The sequence below is a fragment of the Flavobacterium sp. 38 genome (assembly GCF_057799715.1).
Window position 1 is genome coordinate 108,177 of record NZ_JBYNWZ010000012.1, and the last position, 19,846, is coordinate 128,022.

At 34.1% G+C, this 19,846-nt stretch carries 20 protein-coding genes; 5 read left to right on the forward strand and 15 right to left on the reverse strand.

Annotated features, from left to right (window positions below; all coding sequences use genetic code 11):
- Positions 1-683: 683 nt before the first annotated feature.
- The 3 genes from AC3E9W_RS20820 to AC3E9W_RS20830 all read right to left on the reverse strand — a co-directional run bounded on the left by AC3E9W_RS20820 (position 684) and on the right by AC3E9W_RS20830 (position 2,809).
- Positions 684-1,397, reverse strand: coding sequence for a DUF72 domain-containing protein (locus AC3E9W_RS20820; protein WP_488769864.1), 714 nt, complete (start codon positions 1,395-1,397; stop codon positions 684-686).
- On the reverse strand, positions 1,394-2,125 hold the full coding sequence (locus AC3E9W_RS20825; RefSeq protein WP_488769865.1) for a DNA-formamidopyrimidine glycosylase family protein: 732 nt from the start codon (positions 2,123-2,125) through the stop codon (positions 1,394-1,396). Before AC3E9W_RS20825 ends, AC3E9W_RS20820 begins: the two co-directional genes overlap by 4 nt.
- A gap of 66 nt (positions 2,126-2,191) precedes the next feature.
- A complete protein-coding gene (locus AC3E9W_RS20830) occupies positions 2,192-2,809 on the reverse strand; it encodes a YciE/YciF ferroxidase family protein (RefSeq protein ID WP_488769866.1) in 618 nt (205 codons plus the stop codon).
- A gap of 191 nt (positions 2,810-3,000) precedes the next feature.
- On the opposite strand from AC3E9W_RS20830, the gene AC3E9W_RS20835 reads away from it, so the two are divergent.
- Positions 3,001-3,537, forward strand: a complete 537-nt coding sequence (locus AC3E9W_RS20835) for a hypothetical protein (RefSeq protein ID WP_488769867.1) — start codon at positions 3,001-3,003, stop codon at positions 3,535-3,537.
- 71 nt (positions 3,538-3,608) lie between these two features.
- Here AC3E9W_RS20835 and AC3E9W_RS20840 read toward each other — a convergent pair whose 3' ends face one another.
- From AC3E9W_RS20840 to AC3E9W_RS20865, 6 genes are all read right to left on the reverse strand, one after another.
- A complete protein-coding gene (locus AC3E9W_RS20840; protein ID WP_306157892.1) occupies positions 3,609-4,256 on the reverse strand; it encodes a DUF5661 family protein in 648 nt (215 codons plus the stop codon).
- Between the two features lie 93 nt (positions 4,257-4,349).
- Entirely contained in the window at positions 4,350-4,511 is a 162-nt protein-coding gene (locus AC3E9W_RS20845) for a DUF1328 domain-containing protein (protein ID WP_012026284.1), read from the reverse strand.
- Between the two features lie 80 nt (positions 4,512-4,591).
- Positions 4,592-5,686, reverse strand: a complete 1,095-nt coding sequence (locus AC3E9W_RS20850) for a DNA topoisomerase IB (protein ID WP_306157887.1) — start codon at positions 5,684-5,686, stop codon at positions 4,592-4,594.
- A gap of 42 nt (positions 5,687-5,728) precedes the next feature.
- Entirely contained in the window at positions 5,729-5,968 is a 240-nt protein-coding gene (locus tag AC3E9W_RS20855; RefSeq protein ID WP_306157885.1) for a DUF7218 family protein, read from the reverse strand.
- Between the two features lie 198 nt (positions 5,969-6,166).
- Complete coding sequence (locus AC3E9W_RS20860; RefSeq protein ID WP_488769868.1) at positions 6,167-7,636, reverse strand: FAD-binding oxidoreductase; 1,470 nt, start codon at positions 7,634-7,636, stop codon at positions 6,167-6,169.
- 72 nt (positions 7,637-7,708) lie between these two features.
- Positions 7,709-8,560, reverse strand: coding sequence for an XAC2610-related protein (locus AC3E9W_RS20865; RefSeq protein ID WP_488769869.1), 852 nt, complete (start codon positions 8,558-8,560; stop codon positions 7,709-7,711).
- A 154-nt stretch (positions 8,561-8,714) separates the two neighbouring features.
- On the opposite strand from AC3E9W_RS20865, the gene AC3E9W_RS20870 reads away from it, so the two are divergent.
- Positions 8,715-9,302, forward strand: coding sequence for a DUF4142 domain-containing protein (locus AC3E9W_RS20870; protein WP_306157880.1), 588 nt, complete (start codon positions 8,715-8,717; stop codon positions 9,300-9,302).
- Between the two features lie 227 nt (positions 9,303-9,529).
- On the opposite strand, the gene AC3E9W_RS20875 is transcribed toward AC3E9W_RS20870, so the two are convergent.
- The 4 genes from AC3E9W_RS20875 to galA form a co-directional block, all read right to left on the reverse strand.
- Positions 9,530-10,582 (reverse strand): NAD(P)-dependent alcohol dehydrogenase, encoded by a 1,053-nt coding sequence (locus AC3E9W_RS20875; protein ID WP_488769870.1) that lies wholly within the window; start codon positions 10,580-10,582, stop codon positions 9,530-9,532.
- A 269-nt stretch (positions 10,583-10,851) separates the two neighbouring features.
- Positions 10,852-11,256 (reverse strand): cupin domain-containing protein, encoded by a 405-nt coding sequence (locus AC3E9W_RS20880; protein ID WP_306157877.1) that lies wholly within the window; start codon positions 11,254-11,256, stop codon positions 10,852-10,854.
- Positions 11,257-11,564: 308 nt separating this feature from the next.
- On the reverse strand, positions 11,565-12,434 hold the full coding sequence (locus AC3E9W_RS20885; protein ID WP_488769871.1) for a helix-turn-helix domain-containing protein: 870 nt from the start codon (positions 12,432-12,434) through the stop codon (positions 11,565-11,567).
- A gap of 212 nt (positions 12,435-12,646) precedes the next feature.
- A complete protein-coding gene (galA, locus tag AC3E9W_RS20890) occupies positions 12,647-15,469 on the reverse strand; it encodes a beta-galactosidase GalA (protein WP_488769872.1) in 2,823 nt (940 codons plus the stop codon).
- A gap of 211 nt (positions 15,470-15,680) precedes the next feature.
- On the opposite strand from galA, the gene AC3E9W_RS20895 reads away from it, so the two are divergent.
- Positions 15,681-16,061 carry a hypothetical protein gene (locus AC3E9W_RS20895; RefSeq protein ID WP_306157871.1) on the forward strand — a complete coding sequence of 127 codons (381 nt, stop codon included), beginning with the start codon at positions 15,681-15,683 and terminating at the stop codon, positions 16,059-16,061.
- A 124-nt stretch (positions 16,062-16,185) separates the two neighbouring features.
- Here the strand turns inward: AC3E9W_RS20895 and AC3E9W_RS20900 are convergent, their stop codons facing one another.
- Positions 16,186-16,674, reverse strand: a complete 489-nt coding sequence (locus tag AC3E9W_RS20900) for a TlpA family protein disulfide reductase (protein ID WP_488769873.1) — start codon at positions 16,672-16,674, stop codon at positions 16,186-16,188.
- Positions 16,675-16,958: 284 nt separating this feature from the next.
- Here AC3E9W_RS20900 and AC3E9W_RS20905 point away from each other — a divergent pair, with 284 nt between their 5' ends.
- Positions 16,959-17,261, forward strand: a complete 303-nt coding sequence (locus tag AC3E9W_RS20905; protein ID WP_306157868.1) for an ArsR/SmtB family transcription factor — start codon at positions 16,959-16,961, stop codon at positions 17,259-17,261.
- Positions 17,262-17,268: 7 nt separating this feature from the next.
- Entirely contained in the window at positions 17,269-18,375 is a 1,107-nt protein-coding gene (locus tag AC3E9W_RS20910; RefSeq protein WP_488769874.1) for an NADH:flavin oxidoreductase, read from the forward strand.
- Between the two features lie 171 nt (positions 18,376-18,546).
- On the opposite strand, the gene AC3E9W_RS20915 is transcribed toward AC3E9W_RS20910, so the two are convergent.
- Complete coding sequence (locus tag AC3E9W_RS20915) at positions 18,547-19,698, reverse strand: acyltransferase family protein (RefSeq protein ID WP_488769875.1); 1,152 nt, start codon at positions 19,696-19,698, stop codon at positions 18,547-18,549.
- Positions 19,699-19,846 lie beyond the last annotated feature (148 nt).

The window sequence follows — 19,846 nt, forward strand, 5'->3', positions numbered from 1 at the left end:
TTTGTTTCTCGCAGATTTAAATACTCAATATTGCGCATAATTTTTGTTTCACGCAGATCTAGCAGATAATGCAGATTTTTATTGCGGTGAGGAAATTTTTGCAGATTTCTAAATATCCAATTGCGCAGGTTTTGTTTCACGCAGATTTAGCAGATGATGCAGATTTTTATTGTGTTGAAGAGATTTTTGCAGATTTATAATCTGCGTAATTTTTTAACTCAAATAAAATCTCCTTGATCTGCTAAATCTGCGGGAAAAATTTTCTTACTCTGCGTTTATTTCTGCCACAGATTAGAAAGAAAATCTGCGTAAATCTTTAAACAGCAACAAAAATCCCCATAATCTGCTAGATCTGCGTGAAAAAAAAATTCACAAAGCTTAAAGACAACAGCTTTGCGAACTTTTAAACGCCTGCATTAAGTCATCTAAATAAAAAATCTTAGCGAACTTTGCGTTAATTTTTTGCCACAGATTAGAGATTAAAAGGATTAAGAATCTGCAAAAATCTCTTCAACAGCAACAAAAATCCCAAAAATCTGCTAAATCTGCGTGAAACAAAATTATGCTCAAAGCTATCTAAAACACAAAGCTTTGCGAACTTTTTAAACGCCTGCATTAAGTCTTCAAAATAAAAAAAACCTTAGCGCACTTTGCGTAAAAAAAAACTCACAGCAAAAAATAAACTAACCAGCCATTCTTTTCAATTCTAAAGCATTCAGAATGCCTGCTTCGCTCGCAGTATTATTAAAATAGACAAATCCTTTTTTGGAACGAATTTGACGATGCACATGCTGCAACTCTTCTGTAGAATAACTCGAATGAAATAATCTCGGAATTCCATGAAAGCGCATATAAAATAGCGGAAAATCTTTGAAAATAGTTTGAGGAAGATTCGGATAACTCACACTGCAAAACGTAATATTGTTTTCTTTAAATGAATTCCAAACCTCATCATTCCACCAGCTTTCGTGTCGAAACTCTATCACGTTTTTAAAATCATAGTTTAAAATTCCAATAATAGCATCCAATTTTTCTCTGCTAAAAGCATAACTTGGCGGAAACTGAAATAAAATCGCGGCGAGTTTGTCCTGCATTCCCTCCTTGCAAACCGCGTAAAATTCATTTAAACGGCTTTCGCAGTCTATCAGTTTTTTGATATGCGTGATTTCTTTCGGCACTTTGACCGAAAACAAAAAAGACTCCGGCGTTTTATTATACCAATTTTGGAAAATGCGAACGGTTGGAAATTTATAAAAACTTCCATTAAACTCGTACGTATCGAAGTGATGGCAATAAAACTCAAACCATTTTTTGGAAGGAAGATTATGAGGATAAAAAACATTCTTCCAAAAACTGTTATAAAAGCTGGAACATCCTATTATGACTTGATTTTTCATTTGTATAATTGTTGGCAGTTAGTGCAGAAAAAGCTTCTGCGTTTACGGGCTCCAGTCTGTTTCTTCTCAAACGGAAGATTGCATCTTAAACAGGTCGTTTTGGTATAAGCTACCCAATGCTTTTTGAGTTCAAACTTTTTCTTCCAGTACAAAAATTCAAAACTATAAATCGAACATTCAGCAATAAGCTGGCTTTTTATGTGAGGCGGAATTTTTTCTACAATCGATTCTGGATGAACATAACAGCGGTACAAAACTTCATTTTTAATAATGTTGCCTACTCCAGAAAAAATATCCTGATCTAAAATTACATCGCAGATCATTTTTTCGGGTTGCTTTTCCATACTAGTCTGAGCTTTCTTCGGATCCCAATTTTCATTCATCACATCAACACTCCAATCGTAATGCGAATTGACATCACCTTCTAGAATTTTGATGGAGCAAGTGTAAAAATTAAGTTCTCCGCTTTTAAAAACCAGACTTAGCCTTGGCTTGGAAGTTTTTCGCTCGTTTATTCGGTAAGTTCCAAACATGAGCATGTGGATTTTTACTGTAAAAGAATCAAAACAGATTAAGAAATGTTTTCCCCAGGTTTTAAAAGCAATAATGGTTTGATTTTCTAGACGAGAAATATCAATAGAAGTATTTCCAGATACAGAAATTATTTTCTGTCCAGTAAATTGCTGCACTTCTTCTTTTAAGATTACTATAGACGGACCTTCGGGCATATACTAAAATTTTATAAACTAAAAAGTGCAGTATGAGAACTGCACTTTTATTTCTTTCTTAGGGCTTTATTCAATTTCGGCAGCCTCAAGATTTACTGCACTAACAGCAACTTCTGTAAGTGTTTTATCTGCGCCTTTCTCTTCATCGAGCGTTTGTTCTAATAAAGTAGCGGCTTCTGCGAGACCTAGCGTTTCAGCAAATTGTCTCAAAGTACCATAAGTTGCAATTTCGTAGTGCTCAATTTTCTGACTTGCAGCAATAATTCCGGCATCACGCACCACTCCTAATTCGGTTTCTTCCAGCATTCCTTTTGCTTCTTCGATTAAACCCTCCATAGCATCGCATTTTTTTGCTGTTGCTTTTTGACCAATAATTTTAAATACTTCTTCTAAACGAACAATTTGTTCTTCGGTTTCTGTCAAATGATTGTCAATGGCATCTTTCAATTCAACAGAAGAAGCATTTTTAACCATTACAGGCAAGGCTTTGGTCAAGGCTTTTTCTGCCCAGTAAATATCTTTTAATCCGTCTTCAAATAATTCAGTTAAACCTGAAGCGGCATTCGATTTTGGTTTTGTAACTCCTCTTGGTGTGGTTTCTTTTGCAGCAGCTGTTTTAGTTGCTGTACTTTTTGCAGTAGTTGATTTTGCAGTAGTTGTTTTTTTACTATCTGTAGTTTTCATGGTAATAATTTTTTAATGATTAATATGATGATAAAATTACAGCCTCTGCTTTGGAAGGGGTTATAAGATTTCAACTTAAAATTCTATTCTAAGCATCTGTTAATTATACAATTAGACTTTAAAATCTTATAAGCAATTCTTTTATCTTCATCCTAGCTTTGTTAAGTATTAATCATTAAAAACTAGATGTCATGAATACTATCGATAAAAAAAATAGCTACAACGGAGATTTAAAAAATCATTTCTCAAATGACCGAAATATGAGTAAAGATCTTGATGAAGATATCAAACAGCCCGATAACAATGCTAGTGAAATCGCAGAACGAGGCTATATGGTGCGAAACGGGCATAATCCGAATGGAATAAATCCGTATGAAAATGATTTTGTGAGTGATGATGATTTAGATGATCTAAATGACGATTTTCATACCGACAGAGATCTCGAAGACAACAATGATGATATTTATGAGGTCGAACTAGAAGATGAAAATTATACGGAAGAAAATGACGAGTTTGATAATCCATCAGATCTTAAAGAAGACGAATACGACTTTAATGAAACCGAAGATGTCCTAGAAGACATTGATGACGAGGATGAAGATGATGATGACGATGATGATTATATCGAAGAGGATATAGATGAAGACGATAATGATTATATTGAAGATGATGTTCAAGAAGATAACGATGACGAAGAATATCCAGAAAATGATCCTCGCCGATTCTAATCTCATTTTAAAGAAAAGAAAAAACCGTCCCGATAAATCGGGACGGTTTTTTGAGTTTAAAATTTAACTACTTAATCTCCAATAATTTTCAGTACTGGAATATCGTCCATACGCGCCAGGCGTTCTGATAATCCCGCTCTGGCTTCGTTGAGTTCTTGTTCGGCTTTGCCTAATTCTTTATACCATTCTTCTTTTCCTTCAGATGAAGCCTCTATTTTTCGAACAATTTCATAAATTTCTCCCTCGGCTTCCATTACTTTCAGCCTTTTATAATAAGTCAAACTTTCTGTCATGTGGGCAAGCGCAATCATAGCCGTCAAAAACGGATGATTATTAGTCACATTTACCTCTTTTATTCTCCCGTGCTCCAATTCTACTTTTAAGGCAAAGGCAAATTCTTCCATATTAAAAGCTTCATGCTTGCTTTTCGGATCCAAATAGGCCTTAATCGCATGGACATTATTCATTGTAGAAAGATCGACATCTGTGTGCTTTGGATCACTTAAATCTTTAAACACAACATTGGCAATTGCTCGGGCTTCTGCCGTTGTCGGGTCGTTTTTTGGATTTTCGAAATCACGAACCGACCAATCCCAATTTTCAGGATGCACAGGCTTTATGTATTTTTCACAAAAATCTGTCACATCGTTTTTCAAGCTTACCATTGCGTCTTCTCTTTTAATGTAAACATCTTGATAAGCACCGCTTTGTGTTCCCATGACTTGCTGTTTTTTTTTATTTATTAAAACCACAAAAACGACACATTTTAAATAATGTGCCGTTTTAAATTTCTTGTATATCTGCTACTGCTCTTATACTCTTGATCTTCCGCTGATTAAAGAAATAACGAAAAGAACTAAAAATATAAAGAATAAAATTTTAGCGATACTAGCTGCTCCAGCGGCAATTCCACCGAAACCAAATATTCCCGCCACTATGGCTAGAATAATAAAAGTGACTGTCCAACGTAACATAATAATAGTTTTTTAGTTAATAATGATTTTGTTTGTATTCAAACTTTTAAAGCTTTTGGAGAGAAGCTCAACTCTTATATTTAGGCGCATTCTTGCTCAAAATTGACCTCATAATTTTTAATCAGTTCTGAGAATGCGGTTTCTGTTTTTGTAAAATATTTTCTGTTGCTTCGGCTTTTTTTAACCGAATCAAAGTATTTTTGGATTGAACCATCTTCATAAGTCGAAATCAAAAGCGGATGAACATAATAATCTTTGCAGACTTTTCTCGTGTTTCCGAGTGCTTCAGCAGTTAAATCAAAAGCTGTAATGATATTGTTTTTGATTTCTTTTTCATTAGAAGTGACTCCAATTTCCATTAAACTTTCAAAGAAAATAATCGAAGCGGCCCAAGTTCTGAAATCTTTCGCACTGAAATATTCGCCCGAAATAGCATGCAGATATTCATTTACCGCGTGACTGTCCAAAACCTTTCTTTCGCCGTTTTTATCGTAATATTTAAAAACTTCATAACCTGGAATTTCTTCACAACGGCTTACCAATTTGATCAATTTCTTGTTTCGAGTGGTAATAGTATGCTGTTTTCCCTTTTTTCCAATAAATTCAAATCGAAGCGAATTTCTATTGATATTAATATGGCGTTTTCTTAAAGTCGAAAGTCCGTACGATTTGTTGTCTTTGGCATATTTCTCGTTTCCGATTCGAATATGTGTTTCTTCCATTAATCGAATCACCAAAGCCGTTACTTTTTCTTTAGACCATTCTTTTTGTTCCAAATCAAGATCTACTTGTTTTCTGATGAATGGAAGTTTGGCTCCAAACTCTGCAATTTTGTAAAACTTAGTCTGGTTTCGAATCAAATTCCATCTCGGATGATAACGATATTGTTTTCTATTTTTAAGATCTGTTCCCACAGCTTGCAAATGTCCATTTGTAATATCAGTAATACGAACGTTTTCCCAAGCTGGCGGAAGAACTAAACTATTAATGCGCTTAATTTCATTTTTGCTTTTCACATTTCTTCCGTTTTTTTTATAAACGAAATTTTCTCCTTCGCGGCAGCGTACAATTGTCAATTGATGATCATTAATATATTCTAAGTCTAGTTTTTCAATAACTAGCTGTGGCGCTTTAATTAGCTGATTCATCAAATTTTCTTTTCTCGCCGCATTCATGGTATTTAAATTTTTATCACAGAAATAGTTTTGCTGTTTATTTTAATTATTTCTTAAAGACTTTATTAAGTCTTTTTTATTCATATAAGATCTTCCTTTTATGCCAACTTTACTGGCTTGTTTCAAAAGTTCTTCTTTTGTCCATTCATCATAAGGCTTTGCTTTTCCGCCTTTTTCTCCTGCATTGGGTGTATTGGCAATACGCGCCGATTTCTCTTTGCTGTATCCTTTTTTCACCAATGCTTCATACTGTTCTTCGTTTTTAATTCTTGGATCTGGCATGACTTTTATTTTTAGAATGTTTTGAAAAATCTCATAAGTCAAAGTTCATCAAAAAGTAAGGCGATTCTGTTATAGAATTTTGGTTTGAAATTTCAAATTTGTGGGATGGGAATTGTGAAAGTGATTTTGTAAAATATATTTAAGTTATGGAATGTTTGAAGCAAAAAAAATCCCAACTCTTTTGGAGTTGGGATTATATTATTTATAATGTATGTAAAACTGATTTTGAAATATTTCGTTTGAATCATACTTTTTCTTCTGCTTAAAAAACTCATCGGCTCTTGGATATACTTTTCTCATTTTTTCTCTGCTAATATGTAAGCGGTATGGAAGATAAAATGTTCCATTATTTTTAATTGCGACATCAACCAATTGACTGGTTAATTTTTTCATTTCGCTCTCTTCCTTTTCTGTTTTTTTCTGATTGAAAAGATACACAAATCCAAAAACATTTTGTCTTGCGTAGTTCATAAAAGTGTCATCATCTTTATTTACTGCACGAATTGTAATATTAAGCAAATCTAATTTTGATCGCTGTAAAATAGGTTTAATATCTCTTATGTATTGATTAAAATTTTTCTCTGGAATAAAATATTCCTGAAGTAAATCTGTAGAATTGGGATCTTTATTTTCAATTAAAGAGACGTGATCATTTAATAGTTCATTACGCGAAAAAATATTATGGTGACTTACTTTATTCATTCCATATTCCAAATCCCAACGAAGTCTTTTTCCGTATTCACTCCTAACAGAACTTCTAAAAACCAAACGTTTTAATTCTTCGTTTTTTTCATTCTGTTTTTTTATAGGAAGTAGCTTTTCATCCACTTCTTCAAAAAAATTAATCGTTGCTTCTTCCAAAAATTCTTGATTTGCAATCTTTAATCGTCCAAAAACCAAATTCACTTTAGGATTTTCTGAGATAAGCTTTTTATAATGTTCAACATAATTGTCTGGACTTAAACGGAAATATTTATATTTTAAAGCTTTATTATCGGTTACTTTTAATTTTACATCTAAGATGATTCCGAACAGACCATAGCCTCCTAAAACGAGTTTAAACAATTCAGGACGCTCTTGTCTGCTACATGTCAAAATTTCTCCTTTATCATTCATTAAAGTAAAAGAAAGTACAGAAGAAGAAATTGGCGGAGAATCTTTCTGCCATCCATGCCCGTTTACACTGATAGAACCTCCTACTGAAAAAGAACTGAAGGCCTGCATAATACTAATTGATTTTCCTTCTTTATCTAAAAATTCAATAGCATCTTCCCATAATGCTCCTGAACCAATTGTGAGAATATCGTTTTGTTTATCTAGTTCCATATTGTTGTATGGAAGCATATTTATTAAAATCCCATTTGGATAAATTGTATGTCCCCCCATGCTATGCTGTGCTCCTGCTATTGAAATTTTTAAATTTTGCGCTTTCGCATATTTTAAAATTTCTTGAAGTTGCTCTATTATTTCAGCTTTATCTTTAGGAACTTTTATAATAGTATCAACTTTAGTCAAATTAAGCTGGCTAGCATCATTTGTATATCCATTTGGTTTTTCCAGTTTAATGTCTTTTTCATTCAATTTAGTTTTTAAAATATGAAAAACTGGAATTGCAATTAAAACTAAAATAATCAAAATTGAAAGAATCCAAATCTGCTTTTTCTTCATAAATAATATATTTGAAATTGTTTTAGTTATCGTATTTCTTTAAGCTTAATAATTTTAAACATAACAAGACAATCAATCACATTTAATATTCTTGTAGTCCTTTGTTTTATCATCATATTCCATACAAGTCTTTTTTATCAAAACCATTTTGTTATTGACAACTTTATATTCGGCTCTTTCTACACTCCTACCTGCGCAACATTGATTGTGCTCGTAGATCCTTTTAGTTTTACTGTCAAATTCTAATGAAGTGCCAGTAAAACTGCTTTCAAAGTATTTTCCTGTTTTCGGATTGTATAGAAAATATATTCTAGAAGTATTTGGTCCCGCGTAACTGGATTCGAAAACAGAGAATTCTTCAAATCCATCAAAATTATAATCTCCTACATTTATATTGTAAAGTCCCCAAAGTTGGCATTGAATGTCAATTTTCTGGATTAATTTATCGGTCTTTTTCTCCAGAATTTTAATGCCGCTCACATTTGAATCTTTCGAAATAACAAGCATAAAATATTTATCTTTAAAAGAAACGGGCTGTAAAATCTCTCTTTCTTTCGATTCTAAATTATCATTTACATCTAACTCTTTTTCTAAACTGATTATAAGCTCTTTTCCTGAATTCAAATCTTTCCAGATTCCATTTAGCTGATTGCTTTTGGCATCATAATTTTCAAAAGTCAGTTTTGCGGTTTCTTTATCGTTTTTATCTTTCTCCGTAAAAACTAAAGCGGTTTCTACAAGCTTTGCATTCAAAACTATTGGCGTATCATAATTAGAATACGCATAGATTGCAGATCCTTGCCCGTCTGAATAAATATCGGTTACCAACTCAATTAGATATTTGTCTATGAAGCCTTTATAAGTAATTTGGGCTGATACAAAAGCTGTTGCTAAAAGAAATAGGATGGTAATTTTTTGTTTCATGAATTAAATATTTCATTTTACTCAATTAATAATACAAACATACATTTCTAATTATTAATAGCATCCAAATCCTATAACAATCCATAAAAATCGTGTAATTTTTTCTTACAGGTTCTCAATAATTTTACATCATAACATTTAAACTATTAAAATCATGAAAAAGTTATTATTAGCCGGACAAGCCATTTTAGGAGCAGGACTTATTATTTTATCCCTTCAATCTTGTAAAAACGAAACCAAACAAGAAGATCCTAAAGAAGTTGCAGAAGATGCAAACGAAGCAAAATTCGATTCTATTGACAGCAAAGAGGATGATTCTGAATTTTTAGTAGATCAAGCTGAAATCAATTTAGCTGAAATCGAAATTGGTAAACTGGCTCAGACTAAAAGTACAAACGCTGAAGTGAAAAAATTTGGTAAAATGCTTGTTGATGAGCACACTAAATCGGCTTCTGAAGTTAGTGCTTTAGCAAAAGCAAAAAACTTTACTCTACCAACTACTCTAACGGAAGAAGGACAAGAGGAATACAATAAATTAAACGAGAAATCGGGTGTTGATTTTGACAAAAAATTCGCTGATATGATGATCGATGGTCACGAAAAAGCGATTAAAAAATTAGAAAAAGCCGCAAAAGATGCTAACGATCAAGAAGTAAGAACTTGGGCTTCTAACAATATTGCAGGTTTAACAGCACATTTGGAACACGCTAAAATGCTGAAACAAAACCTAGACAAAAAATAAAATAAATTTAATTGGTTATTATTTATTTTTAAAGCAAGATTCTTAGGCTCTAAGATTCTATTGAGTATTTAAGAGCCTCAAATCTTTGCTATAAACCCCTCAAGAGTTGAATTGCTTGAGGGGTTTTGTTTTTTTTTTTTAAAGTTGCAAAGTTGCAGAGTGACAAAGAGGCAAAGTTTTAATAGTTTAGAAAACTTTGTGACTTTGTCGCTTTGTTACTTTGTCACTTATTTCAACGAAGCCATATCAATCACAAAACGATACTTAACATCTCCTTTTAATAATCTTTCGTAAGCGTCGTTTACGTCATTAATACCGATTACTTCTACGTCTGATGTGATGTTATGTTCTGCACAGAAATCAAGCATTTCTTGAGTTTCTGCGATTCCGCCAATTAACGAACCTGAGAAACTTCTTCTTCCTAAAATCAAACTGAAAGAAGTTACAGGAAGCGGATCCATTGGAGCGCCAACCAAAGTAAGCGTTCCGTCTACTTTAAGTAAGTTTAGGTATGAATCGATATTGTGTTCAGCCGATACGCAATCTAAAATAAAGTTTAGGCTTCTCGCATGCTGCGCCATTTGAGCTTCATCTGTAGATAAAACAACCTCATCTGCACCTAGACGTTTGGCATCTTCCGTTTTAGATAACGAAGTGGTAAAAACAACCACATGAGCACCCATAGCTTTCGCAATTTTGATTCCCATGTGACCAAGTCCTCCGATTCCAACGATTCCAACTTTCTGACCAGGCTCAACTTTCCAATGTTTTAACGGAGAATAAGTTGTAATTCCGGCACACAATAAAGGAGCAACAGCAGAAAGATCTAATTTATCTGAAATATGCAGAACGAAGCTTTCATCAACCGTAATACTTTGTGAGTAACCACCGTAAGTTTGTCCGCCTAAATGTTTGTCTGGCGAATTGAACGTTTGAATATTTCCTTCGTCGCAGAATTGCTCTAAATCATTTTTGCAATGTTCGCATTCTCTGCAAGAATCAACAAGACAACCAACTCCCGCTAAATCGCCCACTTTAAATCCTTTTACGTGATCGCCTACTTTTGTAACGCGACCTACAATTTCGTGACCTGGAACAAGTGGATATATTGTTCCGTGCCATTCATTTCGAGCCGAATGCAGATCTGAGTGACAGATCCCGCAATATAAAATTTCGATTTCAACGTCATGCGCTAAAACTTCTCTTCTTTTAATATCTAAGGTTTTTAATGGTGCTTCGGCAGCTTCTGTACCGAAGGCTTTTACGTTTTTTGTTTCCATATTTTTTATAGTTTGTTTTTTTGTTTCAGGTTTCAGGTTTCAGGTTTCAGGTTTTTGCGAGACGCAGAATTTCACGCTCCCGATAGCTATCGGGATTACAGATTAAAGCTGATTGACACAGATTTTTCTTTTCGAAAGCTTAATTAGATCATAAAAATTTAATTATCAAATAATTACACTCATAAAGTTAAAAAAACTTTGCGTCTTAGGGACTTAGTGGCAAAAAATCTTCGCGACAAAAAACCTTAGCAACTTAGAACCTCAGTAGCTTAGTAGCTAAAAGAAAAATACTCTTCGTCGGTCACTTTTTCTAACCAAGTTCCAGAGCCCTTATCAATTTCTGTTACGATTGTGATGTACGAATACGAACTTTCTGGAGTGGCTCCATACCAATGCTCAATACCTGGCAGAATCGTTAAAACCTGACCTTTTTGCAATAGATTAATTTTTCCGCCTCTTTCTTGATAATAGCCTTCTCCCTGCGTTACAATAATGAGCTGAAGACTTGCATTACTGTGCCAGTTGGTTCTTGCGCACGGCTCGAAAGAAACGTCTTTGATAGTAGTGTTTTCAGGATGAATTTCACTAGTTTGTTTTTTATATGACACCTCACCTGTCATATAAGTGTTTGGAACTTTACCTTCTTCTGTTACGGCTGTGAATTGTGTCGACATAATTTCGTTGTTTTTCGGGTTAATAATTTGTTTGAATTTTATTGATACTTATTTCAGTAAAATAACCAACGCATTGAATCTCCTTTCGAATGAGAATTTGATTTTTAATTAATTCGTTAAAAATGTATATGTTAGGTTGTAATCAAAATTTAAAACTAAACGGTAAAGCTGACATCGCTTTATGAAGTGTTTATTTAGTCATTCGAAAACTGATACAAAGATTCGTTGTTATTTCAGGGCAAATGTAGCACAATACTACAATGCCGAAATAACAATATTCAAACAAAAAATTAAGAAATTGAAACAATTTACATTCGAAGCGATTTCGGAACCGTTCCTGTAAGCCTTTTAAAGTAATTATTAAAATAACTCGGATATTCAAATCCAAGTGAATAGCCAATATCTGAAATACTCCAATCGGTATGCTGCAATAAAGCTTTGGCTTCGTTGATTACTCTTTCGGTAATATGAGCTGTCGTTGGTCTTCCAGTAACTTCTTTTACAGAACGATTTAAATGATTAACATGCACAGAAAGACTTTGCGCATAATCCTGCGGCGTTTTTAAAGCTAAAGGCTGATCTTTAGTTTCTATTGGGAATTGCCTTTCTAATAATTCTAAAAACAAAGAAGTAATTCTCGAAGAAGCATTTTTATGTTTAAAGAAATTCTCTGAAGGCTGCATTTTCATCGATTCGTGAATAATCAGATTGACATAACTGCGCATTAAATCGTCTTTAAATGCATAATCGGTTTCGTATTCTTCAATCATTTTTTGAAATAAAGAATCGATAAATACCTTTTGTTCAGCATTTAAAGTAAATATTGGTGTTCCACCTATTTTAAACAAAGGCGATTCGTGAAGTGTTTCTGATCGGTCTTTGGTTTTAAAGAACTCTTCTGTAAAAACGCAGGCATAACCTTCAAATTTCTCCGAAACCGTTTCCCAAGAATACGGAATAATCGGATTGCCAAAAAACAGAATCGTTCCGTCGGTCTCTATTCCGCGGTCAGCGTATTGTATAATGCTTTTGCTGGTATTGATGCAGATTTTATAAAAGTCCCTTCGGCTGTAAACGGGAACTTTACTGAAGTCTCCATTTATAGGATAAACTTTAAAACCCTTCATTTTTAAATCTGAAGTAAAATCGCAATTCTGTATATCTGTCTGATTATTCATTTTGCAAAGTTATGAAAATCAAATAATCTCGCAAAGACGCAAAGACGCAAAGTTTTTTCTTAACCATATAAGTCATATAAGTTCATTTTAAGCTAGACTTAAATAATTCTTATGTTACTTGTATGGTTTAATTTACTTCGCGACTTTGCGACTTTGCGAGATTAAAACTTTCGCGTGCTTTGCGAAAAACCTTAGCGTCCTTCGCGGTTAAATCATTTCACAATAATTGCAGAACTCTTTAGTCCTTTCGCCGAAGCGCTTAAAACAACTTCTTTAGCATTTTCTTCTTTTTGAATGATGATTTGAGCATAACCATTAAAAAGCTTTCGTTTCCAAGATTCTGCGGGTGTTATGACTTGAATAATTCCGGGATCTGTATTCATTACGTCCCAATCTTTTATTTTTTGTAATGGAGTTGTTGCGATGTGGATTGTATTTTTTCCTTGTTTTAGAATAGATGCATTCAAAATATATTTTTGAGTATCTTCTTTGCTTGGCTCGACTTTATTTCCGTTAACAAAAACGACTGTCTCTGCTCCTATTTTTTTATAAAAGAAACTCACAATATTAGTCGCGTCATTATTTTTCAAATCAAACTCTCCTTTGTAAACATACGATGGAGCTTGCTTTTTATAATCACGGTCTTTAAAAGCTTCTGTCCATTCGTTTTCAGAATAACTTGGCAATTGTTGAGGAAGAGAACTGGTCGTTCCTTTTTGTTCTTTAAGATTGCTTATGGCAACTAACGCAATGTCATCAATAAACTGATCGCTTTCTAATGAAGTTGGATCGCCGTTTCCTACTCCTAAAATTTTTCCTCCTTTTGTAGAAAACGTAATTTCATCATTTGCTGTAGGAACATGTAAATTATTCTTATCTGTAACTTCGACCGTTAAAACCGAAACATTTCCTTTCAATACATTTTCTTTATCAAAAGAAAGCTTAATATTTTCTGCTTTTCCAGTTGTTTTCTGAATGTCTGTCAAGACTTTTTTACCGTTTTTATAACCAATAGCTTCCAAAGTTCCTGCTTCGTATTTTACTTTCCATTCTAAATGGCTATTTAATTGCATTTTCTTTTTTCCTAAACTCTTTTTGTTTAGAAAAAGTTCTACTTCATCGCAATTCGAATATGCCCATACATCAATTTCCTGCCCTTCTTTTCCGCTCCAATTCCAATGCGGCAATAAGTGCAAAACAGGTTCTTTTCCCCACCACGATTTCAGATAAAAAACATTGTCTTTCGGGAAACCGCAAACATCCATCATTCCGAAATACGAAGTTACAGAAGGCCAGCCGTATGGTGTTGGTTCTCCGCGATAATCAAAACCTGTCCAGATAAACATTCCGGCGAGATAAGGTCTTTCTGCATAGAATTTCCAGCCTTCTTCAATGCTATAAAATGTTGGGCGCGGCTTTTTATCATAAGCACTCTGATAATGTTTGGCATCATCTGTAAAATAAATTCCGCGCGTTGCAAACGTAGAACCTTCTTCGGTTCCCATTCCTGGCTGATTCTTGAACTGATTTCTATGCGCATCGATATCTCCGTTTCCTAAATAATTATAGCCCATAATTTCAACTACAGAAGAAATCCCGCTTTTAAATCCGCTACTGATTCCTACTGTAACAGGTCTTGTCGGATCAATGCTTTTAGCAAAATCCTGCATGACGTTGGTAATTCTTTCGCCAGTAATGCCGCCTTCAATTTGCCATTCTTCATTACCAACCGACCAGCAGAAAATACTCGGATGATTACGGTCTCGCTCCATCATTTGCTGCAAATCATTTAAATGATATTCGTTGATCCCCATTAAACGGGTTTCATCAATAACCAGCATTCCTAGTTTATCACAAGCTTCTAGTAATTCTGGAGTTGGAGTATGATGCGAACAGCGATAGGCATTCGATCCCATTTCTTTCAGTTTTTTAATTCTGTAATATTGAAGTTCATCTGGCAAAGCCGTTCCAATTCCCGCGTGATCCTGATGGTTATTAGTTCCTTTTAATTTTACTGGTTTTCCGTTAAGGAAAAAGCCATTTTCTGGATCAAATTTTATAGTTCTAATTCCGAATGAAGTTTTATACTCGTCAATAACCTTTCCTTCACTTTTTATTTCTGTAACTAACTGATATAAATTTGGCGAATTAATATCCCACAAAAGCGGACTTGTGACATTTAATTTTGATGAGTACGAATTTGTTCTATAAAATTCAGGAGCCGAAACATTTTCAGAATTTACTGTTACTTCTTTTCCAAAAGCATCTAAAATGGTTTGTTTTATTTCAACATTTCCTTTAAAACGACCTTTATTTTCCAGTTTTACTTCCGCAGTAATTAAAGCATTATCACTTGTAATTTCTGAAGTTATATAAGTTCCGTTTTGCACTACATGAATAGGATTCGTCTTCTGCAAATAAACATGTCTGTAAATCCCCGCACCTTCATAAAACCAGCCTTCTTCCATCGAAGCATCCACTCGAACTACAATCGTGTTTTCACCTCCGTAATTTACATATGCCGTTACATCGTATTCAAATCCGTTGTAGCCACTTTCATGCGTTCCTAAATAAAATCCGTTGAAAAAGACTTTTGAATTTCTGAAAACGCCATCGAACTTTAAAGAAATAATACGCCCTAAATCCTCATTCGGAATCGTTATTTTTTTTCTGTACCAGCCGATACTTTTTTCGGGATAATTTTTTCCTGCTGCTTTAAATCCATGACTGAAACTCGCGCTTTCGCTAAAAGGCTGTTCGACCGCCCAATCGTGCGGCAGATCTAACTTTCTCCAAGCTCGGTCGTCAAAGTCTTTTGCAGCTGGTCCGTCGCCGAATCCAGTTTTGGTTAAGTACGAAAAATAGCCTTCTGCATGGCCAAAATCCTTCTTTGTATCGTATAAATGTCCAAATGAAAACTTCCAGTCTTTATCAATTAAAATAAGTTCTCTTGCCGATTTATTTTGAGCCAATAAATGGAATGAACAGAAGAATAAAAAGTAGAGAATTGTTTTTTGAGTAAGGGTGGTTTTCATAGTTAGATTGTTAGTAAAATCAGATAGCGATAAAAATAAGGCTTTTAGAGAACAAACATTAATAGTATTTTATCAAAATGTGATAACTCATTCATAACAAATGCTTCTAGAAGGGGTTTTAAAATTTAGAATGAATCTAATGGCTTTAGATTTAAAAATGATTTTCTTTTGATGTAATTTTATATTTAAATCATAAAAAAGCAATTACAGTATGAGTACTATTATTAACGAAAATAGACTCCAAACGACTTTTAAAAACCTCGATCATAAGATTAGCAAGCTTAATGATCAGAAGATTACTGCTTTTTTTGAATCTTTAGGATTATTAGAAAGAAAAGATGTTCCGAAAGACTTTTTGAATTGGGAAAACATATTAATCGTTGTTCCAAATCGACATGTGTCTCACGAACTGAAATACTATAAATATACGATTTCGAGAATTTCATTTCTTACGAATCCTTACGCAGATCAGATTCATATTTTTGATCTCAAAGATTGGAAAAATGCATCAGGAACCAAAACGCAGTTTCAGATTAGAGAAATGCTGAAAACGAGTTTTGGAGGTGTAAAGAAAGTTATTAAGGAGTCTTAATGTAAAATTCCAAAACTTAAAATTCCAAATTCCAATTGGGAAGATAGTTTAACCATATAAGCAATATAAGATAATTTAAGTTTGGCTTGAAATGTACTTATATTGCTTATATGGTTTAATTAAATTACTGCAACAAGCTGTTTATCTTATCCTCTAAGGCTTGTCCGTGAATGTTTTTCGCTATTATGATTCCGTTTTTGTCTACTAGAAAATTTAACGGAACAGATTGCAGCATGTAATCTCCAACCACTGGTGAAGTCCAGTATTTTAAGTCGCTTACGTTTGTCCACGGTAATTTTCCTTTTGCGATGGCTCCTGTCCACAATGGCTTTTTGGTATCCATAGAAACGCCGTAGATCGATAATTTATCTGGATAGGCATTGTGCAGTTTTACTAATAACGGCTGTTCTTTTATGCAAGGTCCACACCAAGAAGCCCAAAAATCAACTAAAACCAAAGAACCTCTTAAAGAAGAAAGCGCTATTTTTTCTCCTTTTGTGTCTGGAAGATCGATTTCTGGAGCGATGTCGCCAATATCTGTTCCTACGACTTGCGCATTCGAACTAGTAATTACACAGCATAAAAATGCCACAATAAGTAAAGTTTTTTTCATTATTAAGTTTATTTAGATTGTGGGACGAATTTCTCGCAAAGTCGCAAAGACGCTAAGTTCTTTTCTTAACCATATAAGTCATATAAGTTCATTTTAGGCAAAACTTAAATTATCTTATATGACTTATATGGTTTAATTCTCTCTGCGACTTTGCGAGATTAATTCTCATAGCAAATATAAAATTTCTTTGTTTTTAATGCTAAACTAATCTGTCACAATCATAAAATTATCACAAAAGCAAATCGGGAAATTGATATATCGGGAAAAGTCGATATATTTGCACCATGGAAACGATAGAAATATTTAAAGCACTTTCAAACAAATCCAGATTACAAATGCTGGAATGGTTAAAAGAACCCGAAATTAACTTTCCCGATCAGTTACAGCATGCTGGATTTGAGCATGGTGTATGTGTTGGCCAGATTCAAGCTAAGGCTGGTTTAACACAATCGACAGTATCCGAATACCTATCTATTTTACAGCGCGCTGGTTTTATTGAAGCCAAACGTGTTGGACAATGGACTTATTATAAACGTAACGAAGGTGCCTTTGAAGCACTTAGTAAATTAATTCAATCTAATTTGTAAAATTACTATGAGTACAAACAACCTGTTTTCGGCATTTAACTTAAAGTCGTTAAATCTGAAAAACCGAATCGTAATGGCGCCAATGACGCGCTCTTTTTCTCCTAATGGAGTTCCAACTGATGATGTAGCGGCTTACTACCAAAAAAGAGCTGAAGGTGAAGTTGGTCTAATTTTATCTGAAGGAACTGTTATCGACAGAAAATCTTCTTCTAATGATGCTAATGTGCCACACTTTCACGGCGAATTAGCTTTAAACGGATGGAAAAAAGTTATTGACGAAGTTCACGATGCGGGCGGAAAAATGGGACCGCAGATCTGGCATATGGGAATTATGGACAATCATCATTCTGGATGGGTTCCGCCAGTTCCATTTGAAGGCCCGTCTGGATTAAACCGTCCAGATTTTAGAAACGGAGTTTCTATGACCGAAAAAGATATTGAAAATACTATTCTAGCTTTTGGTAAAGCTGCGGCCGATGCTAAAAGATTAGGTTTTGACACGGTCGAAATTCATGGTGCACACGGTTATTTAATCGATCAGTTTTTTAGAGCTGAAACCAACTTACGAGAAGATATTTACGGAGGAAAAACTTTGCCAGAACGTAATCGTTTTGCTATTGAAGTGGTAAAAGAAGTGAGAAAACAAGTGGGAAATGACTTTGCCGTAATTATGCGTTTTTCTCAATTTAAACCTTCTGATTACAATTATAAACTGGCTAAAAATCCACAGGAATTAGAAGCTTGGCTTACGCCTCTTGTTGATGCTGGTGTTGATATTATTCACGCTTCTCAACGTCGTTTCTGGGAACCAGAATTTGAAGATTCTGATTTGAACTTTGCAGGATGGGCTAAAAAAGTAACTGGAGCGCCAACTATTACGGTTGGTTCTGTGGGACTTTCAAGTGATTTCTTTGGTGCATTTGCAGGAGAAAGTTCTGAACCAACTTCATTAGAAGAATTAAACAGACGTTTCGATAGAGGCGATTTTGATTTGGTTGCTGTTGGAAGACCACTTTTATCAGATCCGAATTGGGTTGCTAAAATCAAAGCTGGAAAAACAGATGAATTGAAAGGTTTCAGTAAAGAAGCTTTAGGACAATTGGTTTTGGAGTAAGGGACAAAGTTGCAGAGATACAAAGTGGCAAAGTTTTTTTACTTTGCAACTCTGTATCTTTGTCCTAGAAAAAAGAAAGGGATAAACTTAACTGTTTATCCCTTTTGACTATCTATAATTTTCAACGGTACAAAGTTACAAAGCCTTATTCTCTGTTACTTTGTTACTTTGTTACTTTGTTACTTCCCCAACAACTTGTCTTGTTTGAAACTTTTTCACTAGCCAGTTTCTAATTGGTTCGTCGTATAATTTTAAACACACAAAAGCGAGTACGATACTTACAATCAAAACTCCGATTCCTTCCAAGTATCCATTTGCCATAGTCACTTTATTGTCTACAACCCAAGCGGTAAACCAATAAATTAACGGATAATGTGTAATGTAAATTGGATACGAAATATCTCCTAGCAGTTTACAGATTTTAAGCGAGAATTCATTTTTAATCTCTCCTCCTGCTCCAATTGCGACGATAAGAGGAAAAATAAAAATAATGGCAATTGATTCGTATAAACCATTCATCCAAAGGCTATTTTCGTCTCCAAATCTTGGTACGGCTAAAACAATTGTGATTAGAATACTGCAGATCCAAAAAGCATTTTTTACATGAATTAATTTTCCTAAACGGCACAATAAAACTCCAGCAAAAAACGGATACAATAGACGCGTAAAACCGACATTCAATTGTTCTAAATTTAATGACCAGCCACCGATTACGTCTCCTTTTGGTCCTAAAACGGTATAATTAACTAACAGTCCGGCAAATATCAGCACGAAAACCGATAGTACTTTATTCGAAAATTTACGGAAGATTAAGGCGTACAAGATGTTTGCAATATATTCGAAAAATAGCGACCACGCCGGACCATTTAAAGGATGCATTTCTCCCCAGCCTCTAATTTCTAAAGAAGGCGGAATTGGCAATAACGTAAATCCGATTACCATGGTTAAAATTACTTTCCAGACTTCCATTCCGCCAATCATTGGGAATAAAATATCTGAAGCTTGAAAATAATAAAATATAGCGCCAATGATCATTCCCATAATTACCATGGGCTGCAAACGAATTAATCGGCGTTTGTAAAACTCCCACTGCCCCATTTTTCCCCAGCGGTCATCGTAGGCATACGCCACAACAAATCCAGATAAAAGAAAAAAGAAGTCTACAGCAAGATATCCGTGATTGATAATTTGCACAAAACGGTTTCCGCCTGCAAAAGCTTCAAAAATATGAAATGCGACTACTAAAATCGCTGCAACACCACGCAATCCGTCCAGAATTTCGTAATGTTTTTTTGGTTTAATATCAGATGAAATTGAACTCATTTATGTTTGGTTAAGTTAAGTTAGTTGTAGATTTTAGATTTTAGATTTTAGATTTTAGATTTTAGATTTTAGATTTTAGATTTTAGATTTTAGATTTTAGATTTTAGATTTTAGATTTTAGATTTTAGATTTTAGATTTTAGATTTTA

Excerpts from the sequence above, each read along its gene's own strand:
- AC3E9W_RS20830 (WP_488769866.1), bottom strand. The coding sequence starts at position 2,809 with ATGAAAACTACAGATAGTAAAAAAACAACTACTGCAAAATCAACTACT.
- AC3E9W_RS20820 (WP_488769864.1), bottom strand. The coding sequence starts at position 1,397 with ATGAAAAATCAAGTCATAATAGGATGTTCCAGCTTTTATAACAGTTTT.
- AC3E9W_RS20835 (WP_488769867.1), top strand. The coding sequence starts at position 3,001 with ATGAATACTATCGATAAAAAAAATAGCTACAACGGAGATTTAAAAAAT.
- AC3E9W_RS20900 (WP_488769873.1), bottom strand. The coding sequence starts at position 16,674 with ATGAAAAAAACTTTACTTATTGTGGCATTTTTATGCTGTGTAATTACT.
- AC3E9W_RS20840 (WP_306157892.1), bottom strand. The coding sequence starts at position 4,256 with ATGGGAACACAAAGCGGTGCTTATCAAGATGTTTACATTAAAAGAGAA.
- AC3E9W_RS20905 (WP_306157868.1), top strand. The coding sequence starts at position 16,959 with ATGGAAACGATAGAAATATTTAAAGCACTTTCAAACAAATCCAGATTA.
- AC3E9W_RS20850 (WP_306157887.1), bottom strand. The coding sequence starts at position 5,686 with ATGAATGCGGCGAGAAAAGAAAATTTGATGAATCAGCTAATTAAAGCG.
- galA (WP_488769872.1), bottom strand. The coding sequence starts at position 15,469 with ATGAAAACCACCCTTACTCAAAAAACAATTCTCTACTTTTTATTCTTC.
- AC3E9W_RS20825 (WP_488769865.1), bottom strand. The coding sequence starts at position 2,125 with ATGCCCGAAGGTCCGTCTATAGTAATCTTAAAAGAAGAAGTGCAGCAA.
- AC3E9W_RS20855 (WP_306157885.1), bottom strand. The coding sequence starts at position 5,968 with ATGCCAGATCCAAGAATTAAAAACGAAGAACAGTATGAAGCATTGGTG.
- AC3E9W_RS20875 (WP_488769870.1), bottom strand. The coding sequence starts at position 10,582 with ATGGAAACAAAAAACGTAAAAGCCTTCGGTACAGAAGCTGCCGAAGCA.
- AC3E9W_RS20865 (WP_488769869.1), bottom strand. The coding sequence starts at position 8,560 with ATGAAACAAAAAATTACCATCCTATTTCTTTTAGCAACAGCTTTTGTA.
- AC3E9W_RS20910 (WP_488769874.1), top strand. The coding sequence starts at position 17,269 with ATGAGTACAAACAACCTGTTTTCGGCATTTAACTTAAAGTCGTTAAAT.
- AC3E9W_RS20895 (WP_306157871.1), top strand. The coding sequence starts at position 15,681 with ATGAGTACTATTATTAACGAAAATAGACTCCAAACGACTTTTAAAAAC.
- AC3E9W_RS20915 (WP_488769875.1), bottom strand. The coding sequence starts at position 19,698 with ATGAGTTCAATTTCATCTGATATTAAACCAAAAAAACATTACGAAATT.
- AC3E9W_RS20870 (WP_306157880.1), top strand. The coding sequence starts at position 8,715 with ATGAAAAAGTTATTATTAGCCGGACAAGCCATTTTAGGAGCAGGACTT.
- AC3E9W_RS20885 (WP_488769871.1), bottom strand. The coding sequence starts at position 12,434 with ATGAATAATCAGACAGATATACAGAATTGCGATTTTACTTCAGATTTA.
- AC3E9W_RS20845 (WP_012026284.1), bottom strand. The coding sequence starts at position 4,511 with ATGTTACGTTGGACAGTCACTTTTATTATTCTAGCCATAGTGGCGGGA.
- AC3E9W_RS20880 (WP_306157877.1), bottom strand. The coding sequence starts at position 11,256 with ATGTCGACACAATTCACAGCCGTAACAGAAGAAGGTAAAGTTCCAAAC.
- AC3E9W_RS20860 (WP_488769868.1), bottom strand. The coding sequence starts at position 7,636 with ATGAAGAAAAAGCAGATTTGGATTCTTTCAATTTTGATTATTTTAGTT.